At 67.6% G+C, this 24,891-nt stretch carries 22 protein-coding genes; 8 read left to right on the top strand and 14 right to left on the bottom strand.

The features are described 5' to 3' along the window. Positions 1-2 precede the first annotated feature (2 nt). Positions 3-1,460 carry a MocR-like pyridoxine biosynthesis transcription factor PdxR gene (gene pdxR / locus BAU06_RS19930; protein ID WP_066354133.1) on the bottom strand — a complete coding sequence of 486 codons (1,458 nt, stop codon included), beginning with the start codon at positions 1,458-1,460 and terminating at the stop codon, positions 3-5. A 134-nt stretch (positions 1,461-1,594) separates the two neighbouring features. On the opposite strand from pdxR, the gene BAU06_RS19925 reads away from it, so the two are divergent. Further along, a complete protein-coding gene (locus BAU06_RS19925) occupies positions 1,595-2,047 on the top strand; it encodes a GNAT family N-acetyltransferase (protein ID WP_066354130.1) in 453 nt (150 codons plus the stop codon). Continuing rightward, positions 2,044-2,661: an FMN-dependent NADH-azoreductase gene (locus BAU06_RS19920; RefSeq protein ID WP_066354121.1), complete on the top strand. Its 618-nt coding sequence runs from the start codon at positions 2,044-2,046 to the stop codon at positions 2,659-2,661. Before BAU06_RS19925 ends, BAU06_RS19920 begins: the two co-directional genes overlap by 4 nt. Before the next feature lie 6 nt (positions 2,662-2,667). Here the strand turns inward: BAU06_RS19920 and BAU06_RS19915 are convergent, their stop codons facing one another. The 4 genes from BAU06_RS19915 to BAU06_RS19900 are packed head-to-tail and all read right to left on the bottom strand — an operon-like array spanning position 2,668 to position 6,411. Beyond that, positions 2,668-3,603, bottom strand: coding sequence for an isocitrate lyase/PEP mutase family protein (locus BAU06_RS19915; protein WP_082993759.1), 936 nt, complete (start codon positions 3,601-3,603; stop codon positions 2,668-2,670). Continuing rightward, positions 3,600-4,118, bottom strand: coding sequence for a LeuD/DmdB family oxidoreductase small subunit (locus BAU06_RS19910; protein WP_066354119.1), 519 nt, complete (start codon positions 4,116-4,118; stop codon positions 3,600-3,602). The genes BAU06_RS19915 and BAU06_RS19910 overlap by 4 nt, the downstream gene beginning before the upstream one ends. Beyond that, positions 4,108-5,397: a 3-isopropylmalate dehydratase large subunit gene (locus BAU06_RS19905; RefSeq protein WP_066354117.1), complete on the bottom strand. Its 1,290-nt coding sequence runs from the start codon at positions 5,395-5,397 to the stop codon at positions 4,108-4,110. Before BAU06_RS19905 ends, BAU06_RS19910 begins: the two co-directional genes overlap by 11 nt. Before the next feature lie 21 nt (positions 5,398-5,418). Next, positions 5,419-6,411, bottom strand: coding sequence for a Bug family tripartite tricarboxylate transporter substrate binding protein (locus BAU06_RS19900; protein WP_066354115.1), 993 nt, complete (start codon positions 6,409-6,411; stop codon positions 5,419-5,421). Between the two features lie 181 nt (positions 6,412-6,592). Here BAU06_RS19900 and prpR point away from each other — a divergent pair, with 181 nt between their 5' ends. Next, positions 6,593-8,554 carry a propionate catabolism operon regulatory protein PrpR gene (prpR, locus tag BAU06_RS19895; protein ID WP_082993757.1) on the top strand — a complete coding sequence of 654 codons (1,962 nt, stop codon included), beginning with the start codon at positions 6,593-6,595 and terminating at the stop codon, positions 8,552-8,554. Between the two features lie 47 nt (positions 8,555-8,601). Further along, entirely contained in the window at positions 8,602-9,477 is an 876-nt protein-coding gene (gene serB / locus BAU06_RS19890) for a phosphoserine phosphatase SerB (RefSeq protein WP_066354112.1), read from the top strand. Here the strand turns inward: serB and BAU06_RS19885 are convergent. The 8 genes from BAU06_RS19885 to BAU06_RS19850 all read right to left on the bottom strand — a co-directional run bounded on the left by BAU06_RS19885 (position 9,474) and on the right by BAU06_RS19850 (position 18,769). Next, entirely contained in the window at positions 9,474-10,466 is a 993-nt protein-coding gene (locus BAU06_RS19885) for a LacI family DNA-binding transcriptional regulator (RefSeq protein WP_066354110.1), read from the bottom strand. The two genes, serB and BAU06_RS19885, sit on opposite strands and share 4 nt — an antisense overlap. 8 nt (positions 10,467-10,474) lie before the next feature. Beyond that, positions 10,475-12,721 (bottom strand): N,N-dimethylformamidase beta subunit family domain-containing protein, encoded by a 2,247-nt coding sequence (locus BAU06_RS19880; protein WP_066354109.1) that lies wholly within the window; start codon positions 12,719-12,721, stop codon positions 10,475-10,477. 36 nt (positions 12,722-12,757) lie between these two features. Beyond that, positions 12,758-13,453, bottom strand: coding sequence for an ABC transporter ATP-binding protein (locus BAU06_RS19875; RefSeq protein ID WP_066354106.1), 696 nt, complete (start codon positions 13,451-13,453; stop codon positions 12,758-12,760). Between the two features lie 2 nt (positions 13,454-13,455). Then, positions 13,456-14,241 (bottom strand): ABC transporter ATP-binding protein, encoded by a 786-nt coding sequence (locus BAU06_RS19870; RefSeq protein ID WP_082993756.1) that lies wholly within the window; start codon positions 14,239-14,241, stop codon positions 13,456-13,458. Continuing rightward, on the bottom strand, positions 14,238-15,206 hold the full coding sequence (locus BAU06_RS19865) for a branched-chain amino acid ABC transporter permease (RefSeq protein WP_066354099.1): 969 nt from the start codon (positions 15,204-15,206) through the stop codon (positions 14,238-14,240). The genes BAU06_RS19870 and BAU06_RS19865 overlap by 4 nt, the downstream gene beginning before the upstream one ends. Beyond that, on the bottom strand, positions 15,206-16,066 hold the full coding sequence (locus BAU06_RS19860; protein ID WP_082993755.1) for a branched-chain amino acid ABC transporter permease: 861 nt from the start codon (positions 16,064-16,066) through the stop codon (positions 15,206-15,208). The genes BAU06_RS19865 and BAU06_RS19860 overlap by 1 nt, the downstream gene beginning before the upstream one ends. An 84-nt stretch (positions 16,067-16,150) precedes the next feature. Further along, positions 16,151-17,374, bottom strand: a complete 1,224-nt coding sequence (locus tag BAU06_RS19855; RefSeq protein ID WP_231933914.1) for an ABC transporter substrate-binding protein — start codon at positions 17,372-17,374, stop codon at positions 16,151-16,153. Positions 17,375-17,395: 21 nt separating this feature from the next. Then, positions 17,396-18,769, bottom strand: coding sequence for an aminotransferase family protein (locus BAU06_RS19850; RefSeq protein WP_066354095.1), 1,374 nt, complete (start codon positions 18,767-18,769; stop codon positions 17,396-17,398). 283 nt (positions 18,770-19,052) lie between these two features. Here BAU06_RS19850 and hisD point away from each other — a divergent pair, with 283 nt between their 5' ends. The 3 genes from hisD to BAU06_RS19835 are packed head-to-tail and all read left to right on the top strand — an operon-like array spanning position 19,053 to position 22,143. Continuing rightward, entirely contained in the window at positions 19,053-20,372 is a 1,320-nt protein-coding gene (gene hisD / locus BAU06_RS19845) for a histidinol dehydrogenase (protein ID WP_066354093.1), read from the top strand. A gap of 2 nt (positions 20,373-20,374) precedes the next feature. Further along, positions 20,375-21,136 carry an SDR family NAD(P)-dependent oxidoreductase gene (locus BAU06_RS19840; protein ID WP_066359407.1) on the top strand — a complete coding sequence of 254 codons (762 nt, stop codon included), beginning with the start codon at positions 20,375-20,377 and terminating at the stop codon, positions 21,134-21,136. Further along, entirely contained in the window at positions 21,133-22,143 is a 1,011-nt protein-coding gene (locus tag BAU06_RS19835; protein WP_066354082.1) for a LacI family DNA-binding transcriptional regulator, read from the top strand. Before BAU06_RS19840 ends, BAU06_RS19835 begins: the two co-directional genes overlap by 4 nt. A 12-nt stretch (positions 22,144-22,155) precedes the next feature. Here BAU06_RS19835 and BAU06_RS19830 read toward each other — a convergent pair whose 3' ends face one another. Beyond that, positions 22,156-22,950 carry a GntR family transcriptional regulator gene (locus tag BAU06_RS19830; protein WP_066354078.1) on the bottom strand — a complete coding sequence of 265 codons (795 nt, stop codon included), beginning with the start codon at positions 22,948-22,950 and terminating at the stop codon, positions 22,156-22,158. Between the two features lie 546 nt (positions 22,951-23,496). Here BAU06_RS19830 and BAU06_RS19825 point away from each other — a divergent pair. Further along, the gene (locus BAU06_RS19825) at positions 23,497-24,891 is read left to right on the top strand and encodes an ABC transporter substrate-binding protein (RefSeq protein ID WP_231933913.1); all 1,395 of its coding nucleotides are present in this window, start codon (positions 23,497-23,499) and stop codon (positions 24,889-24,891) included.

Here is a 24,891-nt window from a genome sequence, read left to right as displayed (position 1 = left end):
TTTCAGAGCAGTTCCCGGATGCGCGTGCCCAGCCGCCGTGCCGTCGCCGGGGTATCGATGTTGGTGAAGTTCAGCAAGAGCGCGGCGCCTGGATGGTCGGCGATGCCCCACAGGCTGAGCGGGCGGGCCGCCATGCCCGCGCGCCGCATGCGCTGCGCCAGCGGGACGTCCTGCCGCCGGCCGCGCAGGCGCAAGACCAGGTGCATGCCGCCTGGCTGCGGTTCTATGCACGCGTGGCGGCCCAGGGCCTCGGCCAGGCCGGCGGCGGCGATTTCGCGCCGTTCGCGGTACAGCCGGCGCATGCGCTGGATATGGCGGGCGAAGTGGCCCTCCGCGATGAACGCGGCGACGATGGCCTGCGTCAGCTGCGGCGGGCCGCCGGAGAATGTATCGCTGACCTGCTCGAAACGCCGGACCTGGTCTTCCGGCACGACGAGGTAGGCCAATCGTATGCTGGGGAAGAGCACCTTGCTGAACGTACCCGCGTACAGCACGCGGCCGCCGTGGTCCAGGCTTTTGAGCGCGGGCAAGGGGCGGCTGGCATAACGGTACTCGCCGTCGTAGTCGTCCTCGACGATCCAGGCGCCGTGGCGCGAGGCCCAGTCCAGCAAGGCCAGGCGCCGCGGCAGCGCCAGCGTGACGCACAGCGGGCTCTGGTGGGATGGCGTGACCACGGCGGCGCGGGCGCGAGGCGCCAGCGCCACCCCGCTCGCGACGTCGATGCCGTCGGCGTCCACGGGCACCGGCACCCCGCGCAGTCCGGCGAACGCGACCAGTTCGCGCGTGGGTGGGTAGCCCGGATCTTCCAGCCAGACCTTGTCGTCCGGGCGCAGGAGCGCGCGCGCGATCAGGTCCAGGGTATGCCGGTAGCCCGTGGTGATGAAAACCTGATGCGGCAAGCAGGCGATGCCACGGGAAACCTGCAGGTAGGCGGCGATTTCCGCGCGCAGGCGCGGCATGCCATGGAAAACCGGGTAGGTCATGTCGCCGGGCTGCATGGCGCGGATGCAGCGCGCGCCCAGCCGCGCCCATAGCTTGCGCGGAAAGGCGTCCAGCGCCGGCAGTCCCATCTGGAAGGGCATGACTTCATCCCAGGGGGCGTCCTCGAAGCCGCGCGGCGTGGCGGTGGCGGCGCGCGGCCTGAAGGGCGGGGTATCCGCCGCGTGCGCCCGTCCATGGTTCGCGCCCGCCGCGGGCAAGCGGAGATCCGGCGTGACGACGGTGCCGGCCTGTCCCCGCGCCTGGATATAGCCTTCGGCGGCCAGCAGCGCATAGGCCGCTTCGACGGTGCCGCGCGCCAGGCCCAGCTCCTGGGTCAGCGCGCGCACGGAGGGAATGCGATCGCCGGGCTTGAGCGCGCCGCCGGCGATGGCGCCGCGGAAGCGTTCGTAGATCTGCCGGTACAGCGGCATGCCGGTGTCGCCGCGCCGCGGCGCCACGCGCAGGTCGATAGGCATCATGACCCAGTCCAATTGTCGATTTATGGCCCTGTGCATTGGGGCATCGTCATTCTACGATGCCACCATGATGACGGGATCGAAGGCGCGCCCGCGATCCGGGCGGCGCTTCTTCCCTTTTGCTGGTGCAAGGAGCGATGAAAGTGGAAGACAGGACGCTACGGCATGCGGAGACGGAAGACGATCTGCGCGCATGCTTCCCCGTGATGCATGAACTCAGGCCGCATCTGCGGGATGACCGGGATTTCGCGGCGCGCGTGGGGCGCATGCGCCGCGACGGCTACCGCCTGCTGGCGGGCTGGCAGGGTGGCGCGCCGGTCGCGCTGGCCGGCTATCGCCTGCAGGAGAACCTGGTCTATGGTTCCTTCCTGTATGTCGATGACCTGGTGGTCAAGGAAGGCCTGCGTGGCGGCAAGTGGGGCGCCCGCCTGCTGCGTGAAGTCGGCGAGATCGCGCGGCGCGAGGGCTGCGCCAGGCTGGTGCTGGACACGGCCTTGTCCAACGCGCTGGCGCAGCGTTTCTATTTCCGCGAAGGGCTGCTCACCGGCACGATGCGCTTCCACAAGGTGCTGGAGAAGGACGCGGCATGAACATCCTGCGTATCCATTGCAGCCCGCGTGGCCGCGAGTCGGAAAGCTATCGCCTGGGCGAGCGCATCGTCGGCCTGCTGCGCGCGCGGCATCCCGATGCGCGGGTGGTCGACCGCCCGCTGGCGCAGGGCACGATCGCGCACGTGGACGACGGCTATGCCGATGCGCTGGGCGGCCATGGCGCGCCGCGCGATCCGGCCGGCTCCCTGGCGGATTCGGATCGACTGATCCAGGAACTGGAGGCGGCCGACTGCGTCGTCATCGCCACGCCCATGCACAACTACACCGTGCCGTCGTCGCTGAAGGCGTGGCTGGATCACATTGTCAGGATCCACCGCACCTTCATTTCCACGCCGGACGGCAAGGTGGGCACGCTGCGCGACCGGCCGGTATATATCGCGGTTTCGTCAGGCGGCCGGTATTCGGGCGAAAGCGCGCGGCAGCCGGATTTCCTGACGCCTTACCTGACCGCCATCCTGAATACCGTGGGGCTGTTCGATATCCGGTTTTTCTCCGTGCAGGGCGCCGCGCTGGGGCCGGAGGCCCTGGCCGAGGCGCGGCGCCAGGCCGAACGGGCCTTGGCGGAGGCCTTCGCGCTGGCGGCCGCGGCCTGATCCGGCTCAGGCCGGGAACCGGCCTTCCCAGTCCTCGACTTCCGCCAGGCCCAGGTAGCCGCTGTACTCGGCGCCGCTGAGCATGCGGTCGCGCATGGCCATGGTATTGCCGTCCTGGCGCAGATGGCCCAGCGCTTCGCGCATGGTGTAGCCCAGGGCATTGCGCAGCAAGCCGGGATAGATGGCCAGGGCGATGCCCAGTTCGGCCAGGTCCGGACCGCGCAGCGCCGCCAGCGGCCCGCCGGAATCCAGGTTGATCATGCAGGGCACGCGGATCCGCCGGGTGGCCGCGCGGATATCGTCGAGCACGCGTTCGTGCGCCTTCAGTTCCACGAACACCGCGTCGGCGCCCGCCTCCGCGAAGGCCTGGGCGCGGCGGATCGCTTCGTCCACGCCCATGGAGGCCGCGCAATCGGTACGGCCGATGACCAGCAGGCCGTCGGCCGCCCGCGCCGCGCAGGCGGCGGCGATGCGGGTGACCGCGACATCGAAGGGCAGCACCGCGCGCGCGCCCGGAAACTGCGCGCAGCGCTTGGGCGACTGCTGGTCTTCGATGTGGATGGCCGCCACGCCTGCCGCTTCGAATTCCTCTACCGTGCGGCGGATGGCCGCCGCCGCGCCATAGCCGGTATCGGCGTCGCAGATCAGGGGCAGGTCGATGCAGGCGGCCACCCTGCGCGCATGGCTGGTGATCATGGTCAGGTCGACCAGGCCGACATCCGGCTTGCCCAGCAGGCTGGCGGACACGCCGTTGCCGGTCATATAGACGGCCTCGAAGCCGGCATGCTGGACCATCCGCGCGCCGTAGGCATCGTAGACGCCGGGCGCGACCAGGGTGGGCTCGCCGCGTCCCGCGCGCGCCAGGCGTTCTCGCAGGACCAGGCGCAGGCGGGCGGCCTTGTCCCGGGGGCTGGCCGTGCAGGCCACAGGCGTCGCGCTCATTGCGTGATGCTCCAATCGGGGTGCTTGCGCAGGAAGGGGATCAGCCCACCCTCGCGCAGGATGGCGCGGATCTGCGGCGGCAGCGGACGCAGCGGCTGCTTCAGGCCGCGGGCCGGCGCCACGAGTTCGCTGCGCGACAGGTCTATGGTGACCGTGTCGCCCTCCTGCAGGGCGCTGGTGTCGATTTCCACCAGCAGCAGGCCGTTGTTGATGGCATTGCGGAAGAACTGCCTGCCGAACGACGGCGCGATGATGGCCGCCACGCCCAGGCGATGCAGGATGTGCACCGCCTGTTCGCGCGAGGAATTGATGCCGAAGTGGGTTCCCGCGGCGATGATGCCGCCGGCGCGGAAGCGCCCCGCGAAGCCGGGCGCCACGCCCTCGAAGGCCTGCGCCGCGATGTAGGCTTCGTCCTTGCCGGGCAGATACTTGCCCGAGCATTGGGTATCGGTATTGACGTCATCGCCCAGCTTGTAGACGGCGCCGGTGATGGTGTCCTGGGTGTTATCGAGCATGGGAGGGCCTCCATTCGCCGCCATCGACCGTGCGCGGGTCGGTGATATAGCCGGTCAGCGCGGATGCCGCCACGGTGGCGGCCGAGCCCAGCCAGATCTCCGCCTCGTGATTGCCCAGCCGGCCGCGGAAATTGCGGTTGGCGCTGGAGATGGCCACTTCCTTGTCGCCCGGAATCAGGTGGTTGGTGATGCCCACGCAGGTGCCGCAGCCCGCCGCCTCGAACGAGGCGCCGGCCGCGGTCAGGATCTCGATCAGGCCTTCGCGCGCCGCCTCCAGATAGATCTTGCGCGAGGCCGGCGTGACGATCATGCGCACGCCGCGCGCCAGCTTGCGGCCCTTCAGGATGGCCGCCGCCTGCCGGATGTCGTCCAGGCGGCCATTGGTGCAGGTACCGATCAGCGCGAAGTTGATTTTCTGCCGCTCGATGCCGGTGACGGGCACCACGTCGTCCACCTCGTGGCGCCGCGCCACCTGGGGCGCCAGGGCGGCGGCGTCGATCGATACGCGATGCGCGTAGCGGGCCCCGGCGTCGGCGGAGACGGGACGCGGCGCGCGCGCGCCATGGGCGGCCAGCCAGGCCAGCGTCTTGTCGTCGGCTTCCAGCAGGGCCGCCTTGGCGCCCAGTTCGGCCGCATGGTTGGCCAGCGTCATGCGGTCGTCGATTTCCATGGCCGATACCGCCGAGCCCACGTATTCGATGGCCAGGTAGTTCAGCCCTTCGGCGCCGAAGCGGCCCAGCATGTGCAGCGTGATGTCCTTGGCCCACACCCCCGGCTGCAGGCGTCCTGTCAGCTCCACGCGCGCCGATTCCGGCACGCGCAGCCACACCTTGCCGGTTTTCATCACCGCCGTGACGTCGCTGCCCTCGACCCCGGTGCCGAAGGCATTGAAGGCGCCGTAGGTCACGGAATGCGTATCCGTGCCGACCACCAGGTCGCCACAGGTCAGGTGCCCGCCCTCGGGCAGCACCTGGTGGCAGATGCCGTCGCCGATGTCGTACAGCGGGCTGCCGTGCGTGCCGGCGAATTCGCGCATGGCGGTGTGGGTCTGGGCGGCGGCCAGGTTGGGCGGGGGCGAGTAATGATCCAGTACCCAGGCCGTGCGCGTGGCGAAGGGCAGTTGCTCCGCGCCCATCTTGTCCACCATGCGGATGGCGTTGGGCGCCCGCGCATCGTGGACCATGGCGAAGTCCACGTCGGCGACGACGATGTCGCCGGGCTGGACCTCCGCGACGCCGGCGTGCCGGGCGAGGATTTTTTCAGCGATGGTGGAAGGCATGATGTCCGTGTGTAAGAGGTGTCAGACGGCGTTGATGTTGATTTTCTTCACCAGGTCGCCCCATTTCCTGCTTTCGCCGCGGATGTAGCGATCGGTCTCGGCAGGCGTGGTCGGCGCCGGGTCCAGGCCCAGCTTCTTCAGCTTGGCGTCCACGTCGGGATCCTTCAGGGTGTCCACGATGGCCTTGTTCAGGACGTCGATCACGGCCTTGGGGGTATGGGCGGGAGCGGTGAAGGCGTACCAATTATTGGCCTCGAAACCGGGATAGCCGGACTCGGCGATCGTCGGCACGTCGGGCAGGACATCCAGGCGCCGCAGTCCCGTGGTGGCGATGGGACGCAGCTTGCCGGCGGCGATGAACTGCACGGCGTCGGTGGGGCTGGCGAAAATGGACGCCAGCGTGCCGCCCAGCAGGTCGTTCATCGCGGGCGCGCCGCCGCGATAGGCCACGTGCTGGTTCTGCAGGCCCGCCACGGATTTGAGCAGTTCGCCGGCCAGGTGGCCGCTGCTGCCGATGCCCGAAGAACCGAAAGACATGTCGGAATGCGGCGCGCGCGCGGCCTGGACATAGTCCGCGAACGTCTTGATCTTGCTATTGGCGTTCACCACCAGCACGTTGGAAAACGACACCGCCAGGGAGATCGGCTCCATGTCGGCGACCGGGTCGTAGGACAGCTTGCTCAGGTGCTGGTTGACCGCCAGCGATCCTATGGTGCCCAGCATGATGGTATAGCCGTCGGGCGCCGCCTTGACCAGCGCGTCCGAGGCGATATTGCCGCCGGCGCCCGGCCGGTTGTCGATGATGATGTTCTGCTTCAGGTTCTTCGAGAGGACCGGCGCCATGATGCGGGCCACCGTATCGGAGCTGCCGCCCGCCGCGAAGCCCACCAGCAGGCGGATGGGCCGGCTGGGGAAGTTGTCGCCATCGGCGGCCAGCGCCGGGCCGGCACTCAGGGAAACGGCGCAAAGGGCCGCCAGCGCGGCGGCCGCGCGTCGAAGGGGGAGAAGGCTCACGTGTTGTCTCCGGTGTTCCTGGTCTGCATGCCAGTGGGTAAGCCCTAAAAGCAAAACCGATGCCATCTTGCCTGCCCGGGGCGCCGCCGGGCGGGGAGGGGCCGCGGGTTAGTCCGGACGCGCCATGGTGTTTCATAGGTGAAAATGCTGTGTTTCATAAAAGCATCACGGTCTTGCAACCATGGCTCCATCCCAGTCCGCCGCCGCGGCGCCCGCCCACCTGCCTGTCCTTCATGCCGTCACGGGTTACGGCCTTTTCGAAAGCCTGCGCCAGGTCGCGCCGGAATTCGGCGGACGCGCGCGGGTCGAACTGCTGCACGACGCCTTCGAACCGGCGCTGGCGGTGCTGAACGAGGCCGTCGCGCAGGGGCGCTGCGACGTGGTGGTGGCATCGGGCAGCAACGGCGCCTTCCTGCGCGCCCGCCTGCAGGTGCCGGTGGTGCTGGTCCAGGTGGGCGGCTATGACCTGATGGCCGCCCTGGCGCGCGGGCGCGAATTGTCGCCGCGCATCGCCGTCGTGCTGCATCACGAGGTATCCGCCCCGCTGCGCCGTTTCATGCGGGTGTTCGGCCTGGATGTCGAGCTGCGCGCCTACGATACGCCGGAGGACGCCGCCGCATGCATCCGCGAGCTGGCCGACCAGGGGGTGGAAGTGGTGGTGGGCGCGGGCATGGTCACGGACTACGCCCGCAAGGCCGGATTGACGGCCGTGCTGCTGTATTCGCTGGATTCGGTACGGGCCGCCATGGAAACCGCCCTGGCCATCGCCCGGGCCCGCTACGAGGAACGCGCGCGCCGCGACCGCCTGGACCTGGTTTTGCGCCACCTGAACGACGGCGTGGTGGCCGTCGACATGCAAGGCCGCATCACCACCATCAATCCCGCCGCGGCCCGCATCGTGGGGGCCGCCGCATCGCAGGCGGTGGGGCGCCCGCTGCCCGAGGCAGCCGCGGGCCTGGTGGCCGGCCCCGTGCTGGCGCGCGGCACGCCGGAACTGGGACGGGTAGAGGACATCCGCGGACAGGCCCTGGTGGTCGACGCCGTCCCGCTGTACGAGGCAGGCGCGCAGACGGGCGCCGTTCTGACGCTGCATTCGTCCCAGCCGCTGGAGCGGGCCGTCGGCCGGCTGCGCGCGCATAGCCACCGGCGATCGCGGTCGGCGCGGTATACCCTGAACGGACTGGTCGCGGTATCGGCGCCGATGCGCGAACTGGTGCACCGTTGCGAGGTGCTCGCGCGCAGCAGCGATGCCTCGGTATTGATCCAGGGCGAGAGCGGTTCCGGCAAGGAAGTCGTGGCCCAGGGCATCCATCGGGCCAGCCGCCGCCATGCACGCCCCTTCGTGGCCATCAACTGCGGGGCCTTTCCCGAGCAGCTGCTGGAGAGCGAACTGTTCGGCTATGAAGAGGGCGCCTTTACCGGCGCGCGCCGCCAGGGCAAGGCGGGACTGTTCGAGGCCGCGGATGGCGGCACCCTGCTGCTGGACGAAGTGGGCGAGATGCCCATGCCGCTGCAAACGCGGCTGCTGCGCGCCCTGCAGGAGAAGGAGATCACCCGGGTCGGCGGCATCGAGGCCATCCCCGTGGACGTGCGCATCATCGCGGCCACGCATCGCGACCTGGCGGCGATGGCGCGCCAGGGGCTGTTCCGCCACGATCTGTTCTACCGGCTGCATATCCTGCAGATCCGCGTGCCGCCCCTGCGCGAGCGCCCGGAAGACATCGCCGCGCTGGCGGCGGATCTGCTTCCCGCGGCCCTGGCCCGCATCGGCGCGCCGCAGCTGGCGCCCGACGTGCTGCGGGTGGCCCTGCCGCTGCTGATGGCGCACGACTGGCCCGGCAATGTGCGCGAACTGGAGAATGTGATCGAGCGCATGGCACTGGAGTGCCTGCTGGCGGACGCCGTACCGCCCGCGCCGGTCCTGCGCGGCGTCCTGGACCCGGCGGGTCCGGCGCTGCGCGTGGCGGCCGACCATGGCGGGGAAGGCCCGCGTTCGCTGGAGGCCGCGCAAAAAGCGGCGGAGATCCGCCATATTCGCGAAGCGCTGCGCCAGCATGGCGGCAACCAGGCCGCCGCCGCGCGCGAACTGGGGATCAGCCGCACCACGTTATGGCGCAAGCTGCGCGGGGAACCGAACCCGTAGACGGGAGCGTATAGTGGCGGATTCCGTCTTCCGACCTTCACGCCCGCATGCAAGTCGTCGTCCAAAGTCCCGCCGCGCTCGATGCGGATGTGGTGGCAAGCCTGGCCCGGCGCCTGCAAGCCACCAGCGTGGCCTACCAGGGGCCGGCCCTTGCCCGGCTCGCGCTGCCGCCGCAAGCGGACGCGCGGCGCCAGGCCGTCCACGCCGCCTGCCAGGCGCTGGGGCTGGACAGTGCGGTACTGCCGCCCGGCCGCGTCCTGGCGGACTTCAAGCTTGCGGTCTTCGATATGGATTCGACCCTGATCGATATCGAATGCATCGACGAACTGGCGGACCTGGTCGGCAAGAAGGACGAGGTGGCCGCGCTGACCGAGCAGGCCATGCAGTCCGGCAAGGTGGATTACGACACCAGCTTGCGGATGCGCACGCGCCTGCTGGCGGGACTGCCCGTCAGCGCCTTCGGGCCCTTGTATGACGCCCGCGTACGCTTTTCACCCGGCGCGCATGCGCTGGTCGCCGGCCTGCGCCAGGCGGGCCTGAAGACCGCCATCGTGTCGGGGGGATTCGATTACTTCACCGGCCGGGTACGTGCCGAGCTGGGCGTGGACGTCGATCATTCGAACCGGCTGGCGGTCCGCGACGGGCGCCTTACCGGCGAGCTGGAGGGGCCGCTGATCAACGCGCGGCTCAAGGCGGCGCATCTGTCGCGCCTGTGCGCCGAAATGGGCATCCCCACATCGGCCGCCATCGCCATCGGCGACGGTTCCAACGATCGCGAGATGATGGCGCTGGCCGGTCTCTCGGTGGGTTTTCGCCCGAAGCCCATCCTTCGTCCGCTGGTGAATGTGGTCATCGACCATCTGGGCCTGGATTCGCTGCTGGAGGCGCTCGCCGCGCCGCCGGCCGGACGCGCGCCGTCCTAGGCCTGTGGCGTCGACTTGCGGTAAATGAGCTGGCCCGGCAGCAGCTTGTGTTCGTTTTTGGTGCTGTCGCCCAGCAGCAGCGCGAGCGCGGCGGCGATCATTTCCTCGACAGGCTGCCGTATCGTCGTCATGTCGTAGGCGGCATTCGACGCCACCGGGTGGTCGTCGAAGCCGAACACGCGCACGTCTTCCGGCACGCGCTTGCCCAGTGCATATCGCAGGGCGTCGATCGCGCCCGAGGCGATCTCGTCGTCGGCGCAAAACAGGCCGTCCAGCGAGGGATGGCGCGCCATGAGGGCCTGCGTCGCCTCATATCCCCAGGCATAGGTGAATTCCTTTTCCAGGGAAGGGGCGGAGGGCAGGCCCAATTCGGCCACCCTCTGCATGAAGCCGGCCAGGCGGTCGCGGTTGGTTGAAACGGTGGGCATGCCGCCCAGGAAGCCCAAATGCCGGCTGCCCGAACGGAAAAGCACATCCGCGGCCAGGCGGCCGCCGCCGATATTGTCCGTGGAGACGGAATGGCCGTTTCCCACCTGCGAGTAGCGGTTGAACATCACCACCGGCACGCCCTGCTTGACGCAAAGATCCGCCCCCGATGAGTTCAGGGATGCGGTCGTGATGATCACGCCGCGCACCCGGTACTGCAGCACCAGCGGCATCAGGTCATCGACCGTTTGCGGCGGCGTGGCGTTGAACAACAGGGCTTGCAGCCCGACGCGATGTAGCTCCCGGGTGATCAGTTCCAGCACCACCGGATACCAGGGGTTGGTGATGTTGGCCATGACGATGGCGATGATATTGAACCTGCCGCTGCTCAATCCGCGCGCGACGGGGTCCGGCCGGTAATCGACCAGGTCGATGACCCGCAGGATTTTTTCTCGGATTTCATCCGAGATGGCGCCCTTGCCGGAGACAAAGCGGGATACGGCCGCTTGCGAGACGCCGGCAAAGCGGGCGACGTCCTTCTGTGTGGGGGCTTTCTTCTTCACCGTGGTATTTACTTGGGGCCGCGTTCGCGCTGCCGCGCGGCCGCCGCCAGGAAATGGGTCAGGCAATTTTCCATGATTCGCGACACCTTGTTGTCGTAGCCGTTGTGCGCAAGGCTGCCCAGGAAGGTGATCGAACCCACGGCGAACAGGCCGCCGCCCTGTTCGGCCAGGCCGACCGCCATGTGGGCCCGCACGCCCTCGTACTTGCGGGGCAGCGACGCGGCGATGGTCCACGTCAGTATTTCTTCAGGCACAGTGCGGAACGTCGGGCCGTGGCCATCCGAGATGGCGACAATCTTCAGGTGGCCCGGCGAACCGAGTTCGGGCACCACCTGGTCGAGTTCGAAGCCGGCCGCGCCGCCGCCGGACAAGCCGTGCTCTCCGAAGGTGTCGCCGTCCACGCCCTGGAAAAGCCAGGCCACGTCCGGCTCGCGCGATTCCGGGGTGCGATGATAGCCCACGCCTTCGAACGCCCCCTGCACCGCGAAGCCGACGCCGCCGGTCACCTGCGGAGGAATGCCGTTGCGGCGCCACATGCCGCCGTAGCCGCCGTCGAGCTGGTGGTAGTACTCGCCGGGCTCGCTGGCCCAGGCACGGATGCCGCCTTCGGCGCGCCGGATCTCCAGCATGTGCGGGGCCGACCCGGGGCGGGCTATTTTCCAGTAGAAGCCGTTGGCGCCCAGGTACATCAGGTAGCCCCCGGCTTCCCGGTAGGCGATCAGCGCCTCGATCATGCGCCGCGTGTGGTATTCGGGATGGGAGCCCGTCAGTACGACGTCATAGGGCGTGAGCGCGGCCAGGCCCTGCTCGTCCAGGTCTTCGTCGGTGATGACGTCGTAGTCGTAGCCTTTCTCGTGCAGCCAGTCGGTCAGGTGCGAATCGGCCGGGAAGTGGCGCAAGCCCGAACCGCGCGGGTCGGCGAAGGTCAGGTATCCCGGCCGCATCGTCAGGATGGGCCGCAGCCGCGAGGACAGGCTGATGCCCGCCGTATCCTTGTGGCGGTTATAGGTAGAGGCGCCGAACCGCGTGACCGCATCGGGATTGTGGGGGTAGGCGCCCCATGCGCGGATGCGCTGTTCCAGTTCGCCCGCGTAATTGCCACGCGCATGATTGGCGTAGGCCTGATAGGTCAAGGTCGGCGCCAGGAACAGGATGCGGGCGCGCGGTCCGTCGGGTGCGGGCGTCACATAGAAGGGGATGGTGTCCTTGCCCGAGCCGTTGTCGACCTCCAGGCCATACACGCCCGATTTCATGCCGGCCGGCAGTTCCAGGCCCAGGGCTTCCTGCCAGCCGCAGTCGGCCAGTGCGTCGGCGTGGAAATACAGCGCGGCGTATTCCGCGGGCGCCTGTTTCCAGTCCTGGTTCCGGCCGGTCCAGGCCGAGCCGCGCACCGCCCGCCCCGGCATATTCACCAGATCGAGGGCCGGCATGGCGGAGTCCGTGGCGGGAATGCGCTGCGCGTGCATGTCGGCGGACAAGTCCCAGGCGGCGACCAGCCGTTCCGGCTGGCCGTCCGGGTGGGACCCCGACGGGTGCGCCGGGACGGCATGCAGGGTGGGTGCCTCCACCAGGCCATTGAAGCCCGATGCCGGGTGGCCTTGCCACAAGGCGCCCAGGCACAGCCGCGTCGGCGGCGGCAGCGGCGCGCCTGTCATCACCTGCGCGGCCTGGGTCGCGATGGCCGGGCCCGTGCCCGGCGTGCCGACGGCAACGTGGCCCAGCGAGAGCTGCACGTGGCCCGTCTGGCCGTCCACCCGCCACTGCACGGCTTGCCAGCGATCCTGCAGCGGACGCAAGCCCGTGGGCAGGTCGCGGGCGACGCCGCCAGCCGTGCCCAGCACACGTACGTGCAACTCCTGCTGGTTCAGCACCAGGGCCAGGCCGCCGGCGCCATATTCGTCCTGCAGGCTGGCGAGCACCTGGGGGACGTCGTCGCGCAGCAAGGTGGGCTTGCACCGCAGGCGCAGGACCAGGCCTGGGCCGGCCGGCAAGGCGGGCAATACCGCCAGCGCGCAGGAGCCGGGATGCACCTGCTGCTCCAGGCCGGCGTACCGTGCCTGCAAGGGCAAGGCCACCGGCTCCAGCTTCATGCCGGGTCCCTGTGGATTGGGATCGGCGCAGTGGATGCGCAATACCCGCGCGGTGAACGGGCGGTTGCCGATCGAGCTGATGCGGAACGACAGCCGCTGTCCGGGGCGGGCGCTGAGCGGGGTGACGTAGCCGACGATGGGTGGATTGGCGGAGGATGCGGTCATGGGAGCGGATTCGTGTTGCGGGTGGGCCAAGCGGCGTCAGTGCACCGCCAGGTATTGTTCGAGGCGTGCCGGCGTGGCGCGCGCCTCGTCGCTGCCGAAGCTGTCGGCCACGGCGCCGTTTTCCAGCACGACGACGCGGTCGGCGATGTCCAGCGCCATGTTCAGGTTCTGCTCCACCAGCAGAATGGTGAGATCGTCGCCTTTGAGCTGGTTCAGTACGTTGGCGACGGCCTTGACCATGATGGGCGCCAGGCCTTGCGAGGGTTCGTCCAGCAGCAGCAGCCGCGGTCCCATGGCCAGGCCGCGCGCCATGACCATCATCTGCTGCTGGCCGCCGGATAACTCGCCGCCCTTCTTGCGCAGCAGCTCCTTGAGCAGCGGGAACAGGTCCATCAGCCGATCGAGCGTATAAGGCGATCCGGGCCGATAGCCGAGCATGATGTTCTCGCGTACCGTCAGCAGCACGAAGGGGTCGCGCGTTTCCGGCACCAATGTCACGCCGAGCCGCGAGATGGCATGCGGGCTCAGCCGCGTGATGTCCTTGCCGTCGAAGGTGATTGTGCCGCGCGCCGCGCCGTTCAGACCCATGATGGAACGCAGCGTGGTGCTCTTGCCCGCCCCGTTGCGGCCCAGCAGGGCGACCACTTCCCGGCTGCCGATCTCGAAGGAGACGTCATGGATGGCCTGGCTGGGACCGTAATAGGTATTGATGGAATCGACCTTGAGCAGCATGTTCAGAGTCCGAAATAGGCGGCGTGGACGGCCTGGTTCCCGGCGATCTCGGCGGCCGTGCCGGCGGCGATCAGCGCGCCCCGGTTCATCACATGGATGCGGTCGGAGATCTCCATTACGACATTCATCTTGTGTTCGATCATGACGATCGTGTACTGCGGCTTGATGGCCGCGATGAAAGCCTTGACGCGCTCGGTTTCGCGCTGCGACAGGCCGGCCGTGGGCTCGTCGAGCAGCAGGATGCGTGGGCGGGTGGCCAGCGTGACGGCGATCTCCAGCAGGCGCTGGTCGCCGTAGGAGACCGCGGCGGCGGGCGTGTGCTCGTACCGGCCAAGGCCCAGCTCGTGCAGCAGTTGGCTGGCCTGTTCGCGCAAGGCGGTGTAGCGGTCCACCCTGCGCCACCAGCCCACCCGGCCGCCGTGCGCGGCGCGGTAGGCGGCCAGCCAGACGTTCTCCAGGAACGTCAGCTCCAGGTATACGCTGGAGATCTGGTAGGAGCGGCCCACGCCGCGCCGCGCGATCTCGTGCGGCTTGAGCCGGGTCACCGATTCGCCCTGCAGCAGGATGTCGCCGCCGCTCACCGGCAGGTCGCGCGTCAGCAGGTTGAACAAGGTGGTCTTGCCGGCGCCGTTGGGACCCAGGATGCTGTGCAGCATGCCGGCCTCGAAGCCGATGGACAAGTCTTCGATGACCACGTTGGCGCCGAACTTCTTGGTGACCCGGCGGGCCTCATAGGCGTATGCCGGCGTCGCGGCGACGGCGGCGGTGGACGTCATGACGGCGCTCATGGCGCGCTCCCTTGCTGGCGCCGCGTCAACAGGCCGCGCACGCGCTCGAACAGCTCGATGGCGCCGCCCTTCAGGAAAAGGACGACCAGGATGATGAATGCCCCGAACAGCAGCGGCCAGCGTGCCCAGATCAGGCTGAAGAAGCCCTGCAGCCAGATAAACAAGGCCGCGCCGATGATGGGACCGAAGATCGACGACATGCCGCCGATGATGACCATGAAGACGGCCGTCCCCGAGTTGGTCCACGAGATGGCATCGATGGGCATGATGCGGTAAAGCATGGCGAACAGGGCGCCGGCCACGCCGGAGGCCGCGCCCGCCGCGATGAAGGCCAGGAGTTGCGCGCGGTACACCGAATAGCCCAGCGAGGCGGTGCGCCGCGGGTTCTGCCGCGCGGCATTCAGCACCAATCCCAGCGGGCTGTGCATCAGCTGGTATAGCGCGGCGAACACGGCGACGAACAGCACGGCCGCGAAGATGTAGAAGTTCCGGTGGTCGGACAGGTCCAGCGTGCCGATGCCGGGGATACCCAGGTCGGGACGGCGGATGCCGCCCATGCCGTCTTCGCCCCCCGTCACGCTGTGCCAGCTATAGGCCAGGTAATAGATCATCTGGTTGAACGCGAAAGTCAGCATCATGAAGTAGATGCCGGTCCGCTTGATGCTCATCATGCCGACCACCAGGGCCACTGCGGCGCTGCCGGCCGCGGCCAGGACGATGCCGGCCAGCAGCGGCAGGTCGGTGTTGATGAAGACATACCCTGCCACATACCCGCCCACGCCGAAGAAGGCGGCCTGGCCGAAGGAATACAGGCCGGCCACGCTCACCAGCAGATAAGTGGCCAGGGCGAAGATGCCGTAGATCAGGATTTCCGTGGCAATGTTGATGGGCATGCAGAATGGCGCGGCCACGGCCACCGCGATGGCCGTGGCCGAAACGGCATAAGTGGAGGCGATACGTTTCATCAGCGTTCTCCGAACAAGCCCTGCGGCCGGATCATCAAGGTGGCCACCATCGCCACATAGATCAGGACGGTGCTGGCAGCGGGCACGAAGACCGAAGACACGCTCTGGATGATGCCGACCAGGATGCCCGCGGCCAGCGCGCCGTATAGCGAGCCCAGTCCACCGATCACCAGGACGACGAAGGCGATCGAAAGCATTTCGGAACCCATGGTGGAATTGGCGCCCAGCAGGGGCAGCACCAGGCCGCCCGACAGTCCGGCCAGGCCGGCACCCAGCGCGAACCCGGCCGTGATCAGGCGGGATACGTCGATGCCCAGGCACTGCGCCATCTCGCGCTTGTCGATGCCCGCGCGGATCTGGGACCCCAGCCGCGTCCGCTCGATCAGCAGCCACACCACCGCGATCGTCAGGGCGGCCATCACGCCGTTGAAGGCCAGGTATTTGGGAAGGTAGGTGAAGCCCAGGTCGTAAGCGCCCTCCAGCCATTCGGGGGCCGCCGCGCTCAGGCCCATGGTGCCCCAGATAATGATGATCAATTGCTCCAGGACCAGCGCCGTGCCGAACAGGAAGAGTAGCTGGTACAGGTAGGGGCCGCTCATCAGGCGCGCCACGCCCAGCTTTTCCACCAGCACGCCCACCACGGCGGGCACCGCGAAGGCAATCGCCAGCGCCAGCGCGAAAGGCAGTCCGGCCTGCAGGGCGGCGTAGCAGGCATAGGCGCCCAGCGCATAGAAGGCGCCATGGGCGAAGTTGGGGACGTTCAGCAGTCCCTTGATGATGGAGAGTCCAAACGCGGTGAGCGCGTAGATCATCCCGATCGCGAGTCCGTTCAGGAGCTGCGCGGCAAGCAAGGAAATCATGGGTTGCCCTGATGAAAAGGGCCGCCCGGCGCGTTCATGCGCGGGGCAGCGTGCAAACCTAATGGATGACGGTCCGGCCCGGGCTTATGCCGGCCGCTTGCATTCATTGAGCTCCGGCGGTTGCTGCTTGTCGCTCTGGGCGACGATGGTCGCCAGGTCGAACTCGTTCTTCATGGCCTGGGGTGCCTTGCATTCGACGACGTAATAAGGGCGTATGGTCTGATGCGTGCGGGCGTCGATATGGGTGGGCCCGTAGATGCTGTCGAATTGCAGGCCTTCGAGCGTCTTGATCACGGTTTCGACGTCCACGGAGCCGGCCTTGTCCATGGCAAGTAGCAAGGTGCGCACGGAGTCGTAGCCATAGGCCGCCGCGTACGAGGGGACATTCTTATAGGCCTCCAGGTAGCGCTTCACGAATGCCTTGTTGATCGGGGTGTCGATGTCCTGGTAGTAGTTCAGCCCCAGGATCATGCCGCTGCGCATGGCGGGCGACAGTTCGCGCATCTGCTCGACCTCCAGCGTCCACGGGCCGACCAGGCGCACCGATTTCACGCCGAAACTGTGGAATTGCCGCACGGCGGTCACCGCATCGGCGCCGGCCGTCAGCAGGCAGATCAGGTCCGGCCGCGTGGACAGCGCCTTGGTGAAGTACTGGGTGAATTGCCGCTCGCCCGAGGGGTGATTGTCGTTGCCGACCAGCTCCATCCCGAGCTCCTTCGCGGCCACCTGGGTGTAATGCAGCAGGGATTGCCCAAAGGCATAGTCGGCGGTGATCGTGTAGATCTTTTTCTTGTCCGGCATGGTCTTGCTGACGTATTCCAGCGTGGCGCGCAGCGCGGTGTAGGCATGGGCCGACCACTGGAACGTGTAAGGGCTGCAGCGCGCGCCGGTGAAGTCCTCGGAGCCGCCGGCGGCATATTGCAACACTTTTTCCTGGCGCGCGACTTCCAGCTCGGCCAGGCCCACGGCGCTGGAGAAGTTGCCGACGAAGTAGCGCAGCTTGTCCGTGCCGATCGCCTCGGTCAGGCGGCGCACGCCCACGGCCGGCTTGCCTTCGTCGTCGCGCACGATCAGGTTGATCTTTTTGCCAAGCACGGTGCCGTTGCGTTCCTCAATGGCCAGCTTGGCGCCCTTGTGCACCAGATCGCCGGCATAGGCGAAGGTGCCGGTCTGTTGCGAGATCACGCCCAGCGTCAGCGTGTCGTCCGAGCCCTGTGCCCACGAGATGCCGGTAAGCGACGAGCCCAGCGCGGCGACGCCGGCCTTCAGCAGGGTGCGGCGGTCGAACTTCCTGTCAGTCATCATCATGTTCCCCTTGAAAGTGCCGGCTCAGTGCGCGGCGTTGTGGTCTGCGTATCCCATCTCGGCGCCGAAGGTGGTCAGCCCCCGCTCCAGCCGGGCCAGCAGGTCCTGCATTTCCGCCTCGGTAATGACCAGCGGCGGGGCAAGCAGCGTGGCGTTGTTCAGCGGCGCGATGCCCGCCGTATAAACGATCAGGCCCGCGTCGAAGCAGTGCGCGGTGAAGCGTGTGTTGGCGTTGAGCGCCGGGTCGGGCGGCGTACGGGCGACGGGATCCGTAACGAACTCGAAGCCCCACATCAGACCGCGGCCGCGTATGTCGGCGATCCATGGAAAGCGGTCCGCCAGCCGGCGCAGCCCGGCTTCCATCTGCCTGGCGCGCGCCGCCACATTGGCCAGTACGTCGTTCTTGCGCATGTAGTCGACCACCGCCAGGCAGGTGGCGGCGGACAGCGGGTTGGCGCTGAAGGTATGGCCGAACGGGACGGTCTTGCCGGTGGCGGCGAAGGTTTCGACGATGCGCTGGTGGAACAGCACGGCGCCCATCGGCGTATAGCCCGAGGTCATGCCCTTGCCGGTGGCGATCATGTCCGGCGCGATGCCATCGTGGTCGCATCCGAACCACGTGCCGGTCCGGCCCATGCCGGTGATTACTTCATCGGAAATCAATAGCACTTCATGGCGGTCGCAGATTTCCCGCAGCGTGCGCAGGTAGCCGATCTCCGGCGTCAGGGCTCCGCCCGCCGCGCCCACGACCGGCTCCACGATGACCGCGGCCACCTTGTCCGCGCCGTATTCGCGCAGGATGCGGTCCCACACCATGGCGCCGTGGCCCTCGGCATCCCGGCCGGACAGGGGGAAGCGGTAGGGGTAGGGCGGCGGCGCCACCGCGAAGGTGTGCAGCAGATCGCCATAGTCGGCGCGCCGCGCGGTATGGCCGGACATGGACAGGGCGCCCATGGTCATGCCGTGGTAGCTGATGGCGCGTCCCAGGACGTGCGCCTTGCCGGGCCGGCCGCGGTCGCGCCAGTACTGCCGTGCCGTACGCAGTGCCAGTTCCGTGGCTTCCGATCCGCTGTTGACGAAGAACGCGTGGCTGATGCCGGCGGGGGCCAGATCGACCAGCGTCCGTGCCAGCGTTTCGGCCGCCGCGTTGGTGAAGTGGGTGCGATACGTGAAGCAGGCTTTCTCGGCCTGGGCATGCATGGCGTCCAGCACCTCCCGCACGCCATGGCCGATCGATACCGTCATCGCGCCGCCGGAGCCGTCCAGGTACTCGCGCCCGGCGGTGTCGTAGATGTAGACGCCTTGCGCCCGGTCCACGAGAGGCGGGCGCGCCCCCAGCGGTTGTTTCAGCAGCACGTCGATGTCGGAAATTTTGAATACGTATTCAGAATTGGGCATGTTTGCGGGTTTCCGACGAAGCGGCGCGATGCGCGGGGCCGGATTTTGGACGCGGATTTAGGGGAGGACCGGGGTAGACGGCGGAGGCAGCGTTGGGTAGTGCTGCGGTGAATTCGAATTCTTAACGAAGCGTGGACTAGCGGCTATGAGGGTTTTCCCGGCGGATCCGCGGCTGGCATCGCACCGCGCGCACACGCGGGTTATCCCTTATTTGCATACGTATGCAAAGCCTGGATGTTAGCCACCCGGCATCCATGAACAGCCCGAAGGAGGCACCGCAGCCATGATCCGTTATCTGAAACGCGGCCGTACCGCGGAAGTCAAGACCGACAGCGACGCCAAGGTGCGCGCCACCGTGGAAGCCATCATCCGGGACATCGAAACACGCGGCGACGATGCGGTACGCGAGTACAGCCGCAAGTTCGACAACTGGGATCCTGCCGACTTCCGCCTCAGCCGGGACGAGATCGCGCAGGCGCGCCGCCAGCTGTCGCAGCGCGAGATCGACGATATCGCTTTCGCCCAGGCGCAGATCCGCAATTTCGCGCGCATCCAGCGTGCGTCCATGCAGGACGTCGAAGTCGAAACCCATCCCGGCGTCGTGCTGGGCCACAAGCACATCCCGGTCAATGCCGTGGGCTGCTACATCCCGGGCGGAAAATACCCCATGATCGCGTCCGCCCACATGAGCGTGCTCACCGCCAAGGTGGCGGGCGTGCCGCGCGTCGTATCGACCGCGCCTCCATACCAGGGCCGCCCCCATCCCGCCATCGTCACCGCGATGGACATGGCAGGCGCCGACGAGATCCTGGTGCTGGGCGGCGTGCAGGCCGTGGTCGCCATGGCGGTGGGAACCGCCAGCGTGCCGCCTGTCGATATGCTGGTGGGGCCCGGCAATATGTTCGTGGCGGAAGCCAAGCGCCAGCTGTATGGCCGCGTCGGCATCGACCTGTTCGCCGGTCCGACGGAAACCCTGGTCATCGCCGACGATAGCGTGGACGGGGAGTTGTGCGCCGTCGATCTGCTGGGCCAGGCCGAGCACGGTCCGACTTCTCCAGCGATCCTGCTGACCGACAGCGAAGCGCTGGCGCGCGCGACATTGACGGAAATCGAGCGGCAACTGCAAACGCTGCCCACCGCCGCCATCGCGCGGCAAAGCTGGAACGATTGCGGCGAGGTCATCGTCTGCGACAGCCTGGACGAGATGGTGCGTGTCGCCGACGAGCTGGCTTTCGAGCACGTGCAAGTAATGACGCGCGACCCGGACCATTTCCTGCGGAACATGACGAACTACGGCGCCCTGTTCCTGGGGCCGCGCACCAACGTCAGCTTCGGCGACAAGGTCATCGGGACCAACCACACGCTGCCCACCAATCGCAACGCGCGATATACCGGCGGCCTGTGGGTCGGCAAGTTCCTCAAGACCTGCACGTACCAGCGTGTGCTGACCGATGAAGCCAGCGCCGCCATCGGCGCCTATTGCTCGCGGCTGTGCCATATGGAGAACTTCGCCGGACATGGCGAACAGGCCAATATCCGCGTGCGCCGCTACGGTAATCGTCCCGGACTGCCGTGGTACCAGCCGGTGCAGGGGGAGGCATGACGATATTGCCGGCGAGTCCGAGTTTTCGCCTGGATGGACGCCGGGCGTTCGTCACCGGCGCCAGCGGCGGCCTGGGCATGGCGGCCGCCACCGCGCTCGCCCGTGCCGGCGCCCATGTCACCCTGGCGGCGCGCCGCGAGACCGCGCTGCGCGAAGTCCGCGACGCCCTGCGCGCGGAGGGGCTTTCCTGCGACTACCGGGTATTGGACATCACCCGGCCGGCCCAGGTCGACGCCGCCGTCGCGCAGGGTGAGCCCTATGACGTATTGGTGAACAACGCCGGCATGAACCGGCCGCGCCTGTTGGCCGAGCAGGGCGACGACGACATCGACGCGGTGCTCGACTTGAACGTGAAGGCCGCCTTCTATACCAGCCGGGCGGTGTCCCGCCGCCTGCTGGCACAGGGGCGGCCAGGCGCCATCGTCAATGTGTCTTCGCAGATGGGGCACGTCGGCAGCCCTGGGCGGGCCCTGTACTGCGCCAGCAAGCACGCTCTGGAAGGCATGACCAGGGCCCTGGCCTGGGAGCTGGGGCCGCACGGCATCCGAGTCAACACCCTGTGTCCCACCTTCATCGATACGCCGCTGACGGCACCGATGTTCCAGCAGCCCGGCTTCCGCCAGTGGGTCACGGACCGTATCGCGCTGGGGCGCGTCGGCCGCCTGGACGAAGTCATGGGCGCCGTGCTTTTCCTGGCCAGCGATGCGTCCAGCCTGATGACGGGCAGCGCCTTGATGCTGGACGGCGGCTGGACGGCGGCATGAAGGCCGGCCCGCGCGCGCAGGACGTCGCCGCCCTGGCACGGGTCTCGCAATCCGCCGTCAGCCGCACGTTCACGCCGGGCGCCAGCGTCTCGGAGGAAACGCGGCGCAAGGTGCTGGCCGCGGCGCAGCGGCTGGGGTACCGACCCAATGCCATGGCGCGCAGCCTGATCACGCGGCAAAGCCGGATCGTGGCGCTGGTCATGAGCTACCTGGAGAACCAGTTCTATCCACTGGTGATGCAGCTGCTGTCGCAGCGCCTGCAGAAAGAGGGCTACCACGTACTGGTGTTCATCGCCGAGATGGACGAGGCCGCGGATGGCGTGCTGGCCGACATTCTGCAGTACCAGGTGGACGGTATCGTGCTGGCCTCCGCCATGCTGACGCCCACGCTGGCGCACAGTTGCGCCGACATCGGCGTACCCGTGGTGCAATTCAACCGCGTGTCCGACCTGGGCGGCCTGGCGCGCCATGCCACCAGTTCGGTGAGCTCGGACAATGTGGCGGGCGGACGCATGGCCGCCGAGCTGCTGCTGGCACGCGGCTATCGCCGTCCCGGTTTCCTGGCCGGGCTGGAGGCGTCGTCCACCAGCCGCGAGCGCGAACGCGGCTTCATCCAGCGCCTGGCGGAAAGCGGCCGGCAAGTGGCAAGGCGGGAAGCAGGCGACTACAGCTTCGAGGCCGCCCAGGCGGCCGTACGCCGCATGTTCGCCGGCCCAGGCGCTCCCGATGCTATTTTCGCGGCCAATGACCACATGGCCATCGCGGCCCTGGGCGTGTTGCGGCAGGAGCTGGGGCTGCGCGTGCCGGGGCAGGTGGCCGTGATTGGCTTCGACGACGTCCCGCAGGCGGCGTGGGCGGCCTACCGGCTCACGACCGTGCGGCAATGCGTGGGCCCCATGGTGGACGCCACGGTGGCGCTGCTGCTGGAGCAGATGCGCGGTGAGCTGCGCGCGCGGGACGTCGTGGTCCCTTGCGTGCTGGTGGAGCGGGATACCGTCGCCGGATAGGCCGCCGGCGCCTCAGGCGCGGCGCGTGGTCTTTGCCGGGCGCTTGCGGTCCAGGCGCAGGCGGTACTGGAACTCGCCACCCTTGAAATAGAGGTTTTCGTAGTCGACCGGGCGCAGCGCGCTGTCGTAGGTCAGGCGCTCGACGCGCAAGGCGGGCTGGTCTTTCTTCATGCCCAGGGCCCGCGCGACGGCCGGCGGCGCGGGTATGGCCTCGATCGCCAGGTCGGCGCTGCCCAGCGCGATGCCGCAGTCGTTTTCCAGAATAAGGAAAATGTCCCGCGTGACCAGATCCGCCCGCTGCAGCTTCTTTCCCAGCGACTCGGGCAGGTAAGTGACTTCGTAGGAGGTAGGCTGCCGGTTGAGCAGGCGCACGCGATGGATCTCGGCCACGGTGGCGCCTTCTTCCACCGCCAGCCTGGCGGCCACCTGCGCGTTGGCGGCGACGAAATCGAAGGACACGACGCGGTTGACGATCTCCTGGCCTTCGCTCGACATGGCTTCGGCGAAGCCCTGCAGGGAAGTGATGTTCTGCACCGCCTTCGGCTGCGATACGAAAGACCCCTTGCCGTGCACCTTGAATATCAGGCCTTCCTTTTGAAGGTCGCCCAGGGCCTGGCGGATCGTGATGCGGCTGACCTCGAACATCTCCTGCAGTTCGCTTTCCGACGGCACGCGGCTGTGGGGCGGATATTGCCCGTTCAGGATGCCGGCGCGCAGGGTGTCCTTGATCTGCTGATAAAGCGGCACATGGGAATGCGGCCCAAGCGCGGTATAGCTGGCCTGCGGGGTCGATGAGCGGGTGGGCATAAGGGGGTCTACGGGCAGCCGGGACGTCGGATTATAGGACCGCGCCTGCCGGGGTACAGGCACATCGCGGATTATGTCATAACCTGATATGCCCACGTACCCATGGGCGCCATTGACGGTAGCCATAACATGTCATAACATGCGCCCGTCTATCGGCGATGCCGCAGGGGACGCGCACGGTCCCTGCCCGTCGTCGCCGGCCTCGCATTGTCGATATGTCGCGGTACTTGCCGTGGCGGGCGCGCTGATTCATACCCGCATGCGTGCACCAAGCCGAGACGGTCATGCACCAGTCGACGACGCGCGGCACCGTTGTGGAGCGAAAGAAGTCGCGGATTGCAGGACGGCATCGGGAGCGCCAGGGAGAAGGGTCACTGGCATGGGTTTTGCATCAGTCAGCAGTGCTTGTACTGACGAGTTATATCCACTGATGTTGTCACTGTCCGGCATGGGCGGCGTATCGACCCGTTCATGTCGATCAATCACCAAGGTTTCATCATGCGAATCAGAGATTGGATCGACCATGGGTTACACAGTGCCTTACCGTTGGCTATCGCGGCCGTGCTGCTGTGGGGCGGCGCTTCACGTGCGAATACCATCGACATTGGCATAGGCACGCAGGACACGACGACCAATACGGTCACCGCGGGGGTCGTGCTCAAGCAGCTCGGCCTGCTGGACAAACATCTGCCCAGGACGGGCAAATACAAGGACGTCACCTATCGCGTGACGTGGCAGAACGCCACGTCGGGGCCGCCGATCACCAATGGCATGGTCGCGGGCAATCTGCAGATCGGCATGATGGGCGATTATCCGCTCCTGGTGAACGGCGCGACCGGGCATGCCACGGGCAACGACACGGAGCTGGTAGCCGTGATCGCGTACAACGCGCTCGGCGGCGGCAATGGCCTGGTCGTGCCCAAGGATTCCCCCTATTACGACCTGGCCGACCTGAAGGGCAAGCGCGTGTCCGTGCCCTTCGGTTCCGCCGCGCACGGCATGCTGCTGGCCGCTCTGCAGAATCGCCACCTGCCGCCGGACTACTTCGCGCTCTCCAACCAGTCGCCCGAGGTTGGCAGCACCAGCATCCAGGAGCACCGGATCGACGGGCACGCCGACTTCGTTCCCTTCGCCGAGCTGCTGCCCTTTCGCGGCTACGCACGCAAGATCTTCGACGGCGTGGAAACCGGCCAGCCGACATTCCACGGCGTCGTCATACGCAAGGATTTCGGCGAGAAATACCCGGAGATCGTCACCGCCTACATACGGGCCCTGATGGAGGCGAATGACTGGGTACGCCGCGATCCCGCCCAGGCGGCGGAAAAAATCCAGTCCTGGACCAAAGTCGACAAGGAAGTGGTCTACATGTTCCTGGGGCCCGGCGGCATCCATACGCTGGATCCGACCATCAAGCCCAAGTGGGTGCAGGCGCTGAAGACGGACTATGCCGTACTCAAGAAGCTGAACATGGTGAAGGACCTGGACATCGACAAATGGGTCAATGACACCTTCGTGCGGCAGGCCTTCAAGGAAGCGGGCCTGGATTACGACAGGCAGCTGGCCAGCTTCGCGAACTACACCGTGCAGGGCACGGATACGGTGTGCAATACCGCGATCGCCGATCCCTCGCAGGCCGGGCAGATATGGCTGCGGGACGGACCCGTCGTTTCCTTCAGCACCGCGGCTTGCACGCTACGTGCCGTGAACCGCTATCGCGCGCAAGGACGGCAGCTGAACGCGGTGTACCTGACGGACAAGGCGCTCGGCGTCAAGCTGTTCGCCGGCGACGCGTTCTATACCCAGGCCCGCGCGGAAGGCGGAGACGCCGATATCCAGGCATTCCTGCTGAAGCGCGACGCGCAGGCCGCCGCGGCAAAGTCGAGCGCCAGCGTAATCGACTATGCGCGGGCGCTGGACGCGGCAGGCAAGGGGGGGAACTGA

Origin of the sequence: Bordetella bronchialis, from assembly GCF_001676705.1 — a bacterium.
GTDB lineage: Bacteria > Pseudomonadota > Gammaproteobacteria > Burkholderiales > Burkholderiaceae_B > Bordetella_C > Bordetella_C bronchialis.
Note: the sequence above shows the minus strand (reverse complement) of the source record. Positions and strands in the feature narration are given on the sequence as shown.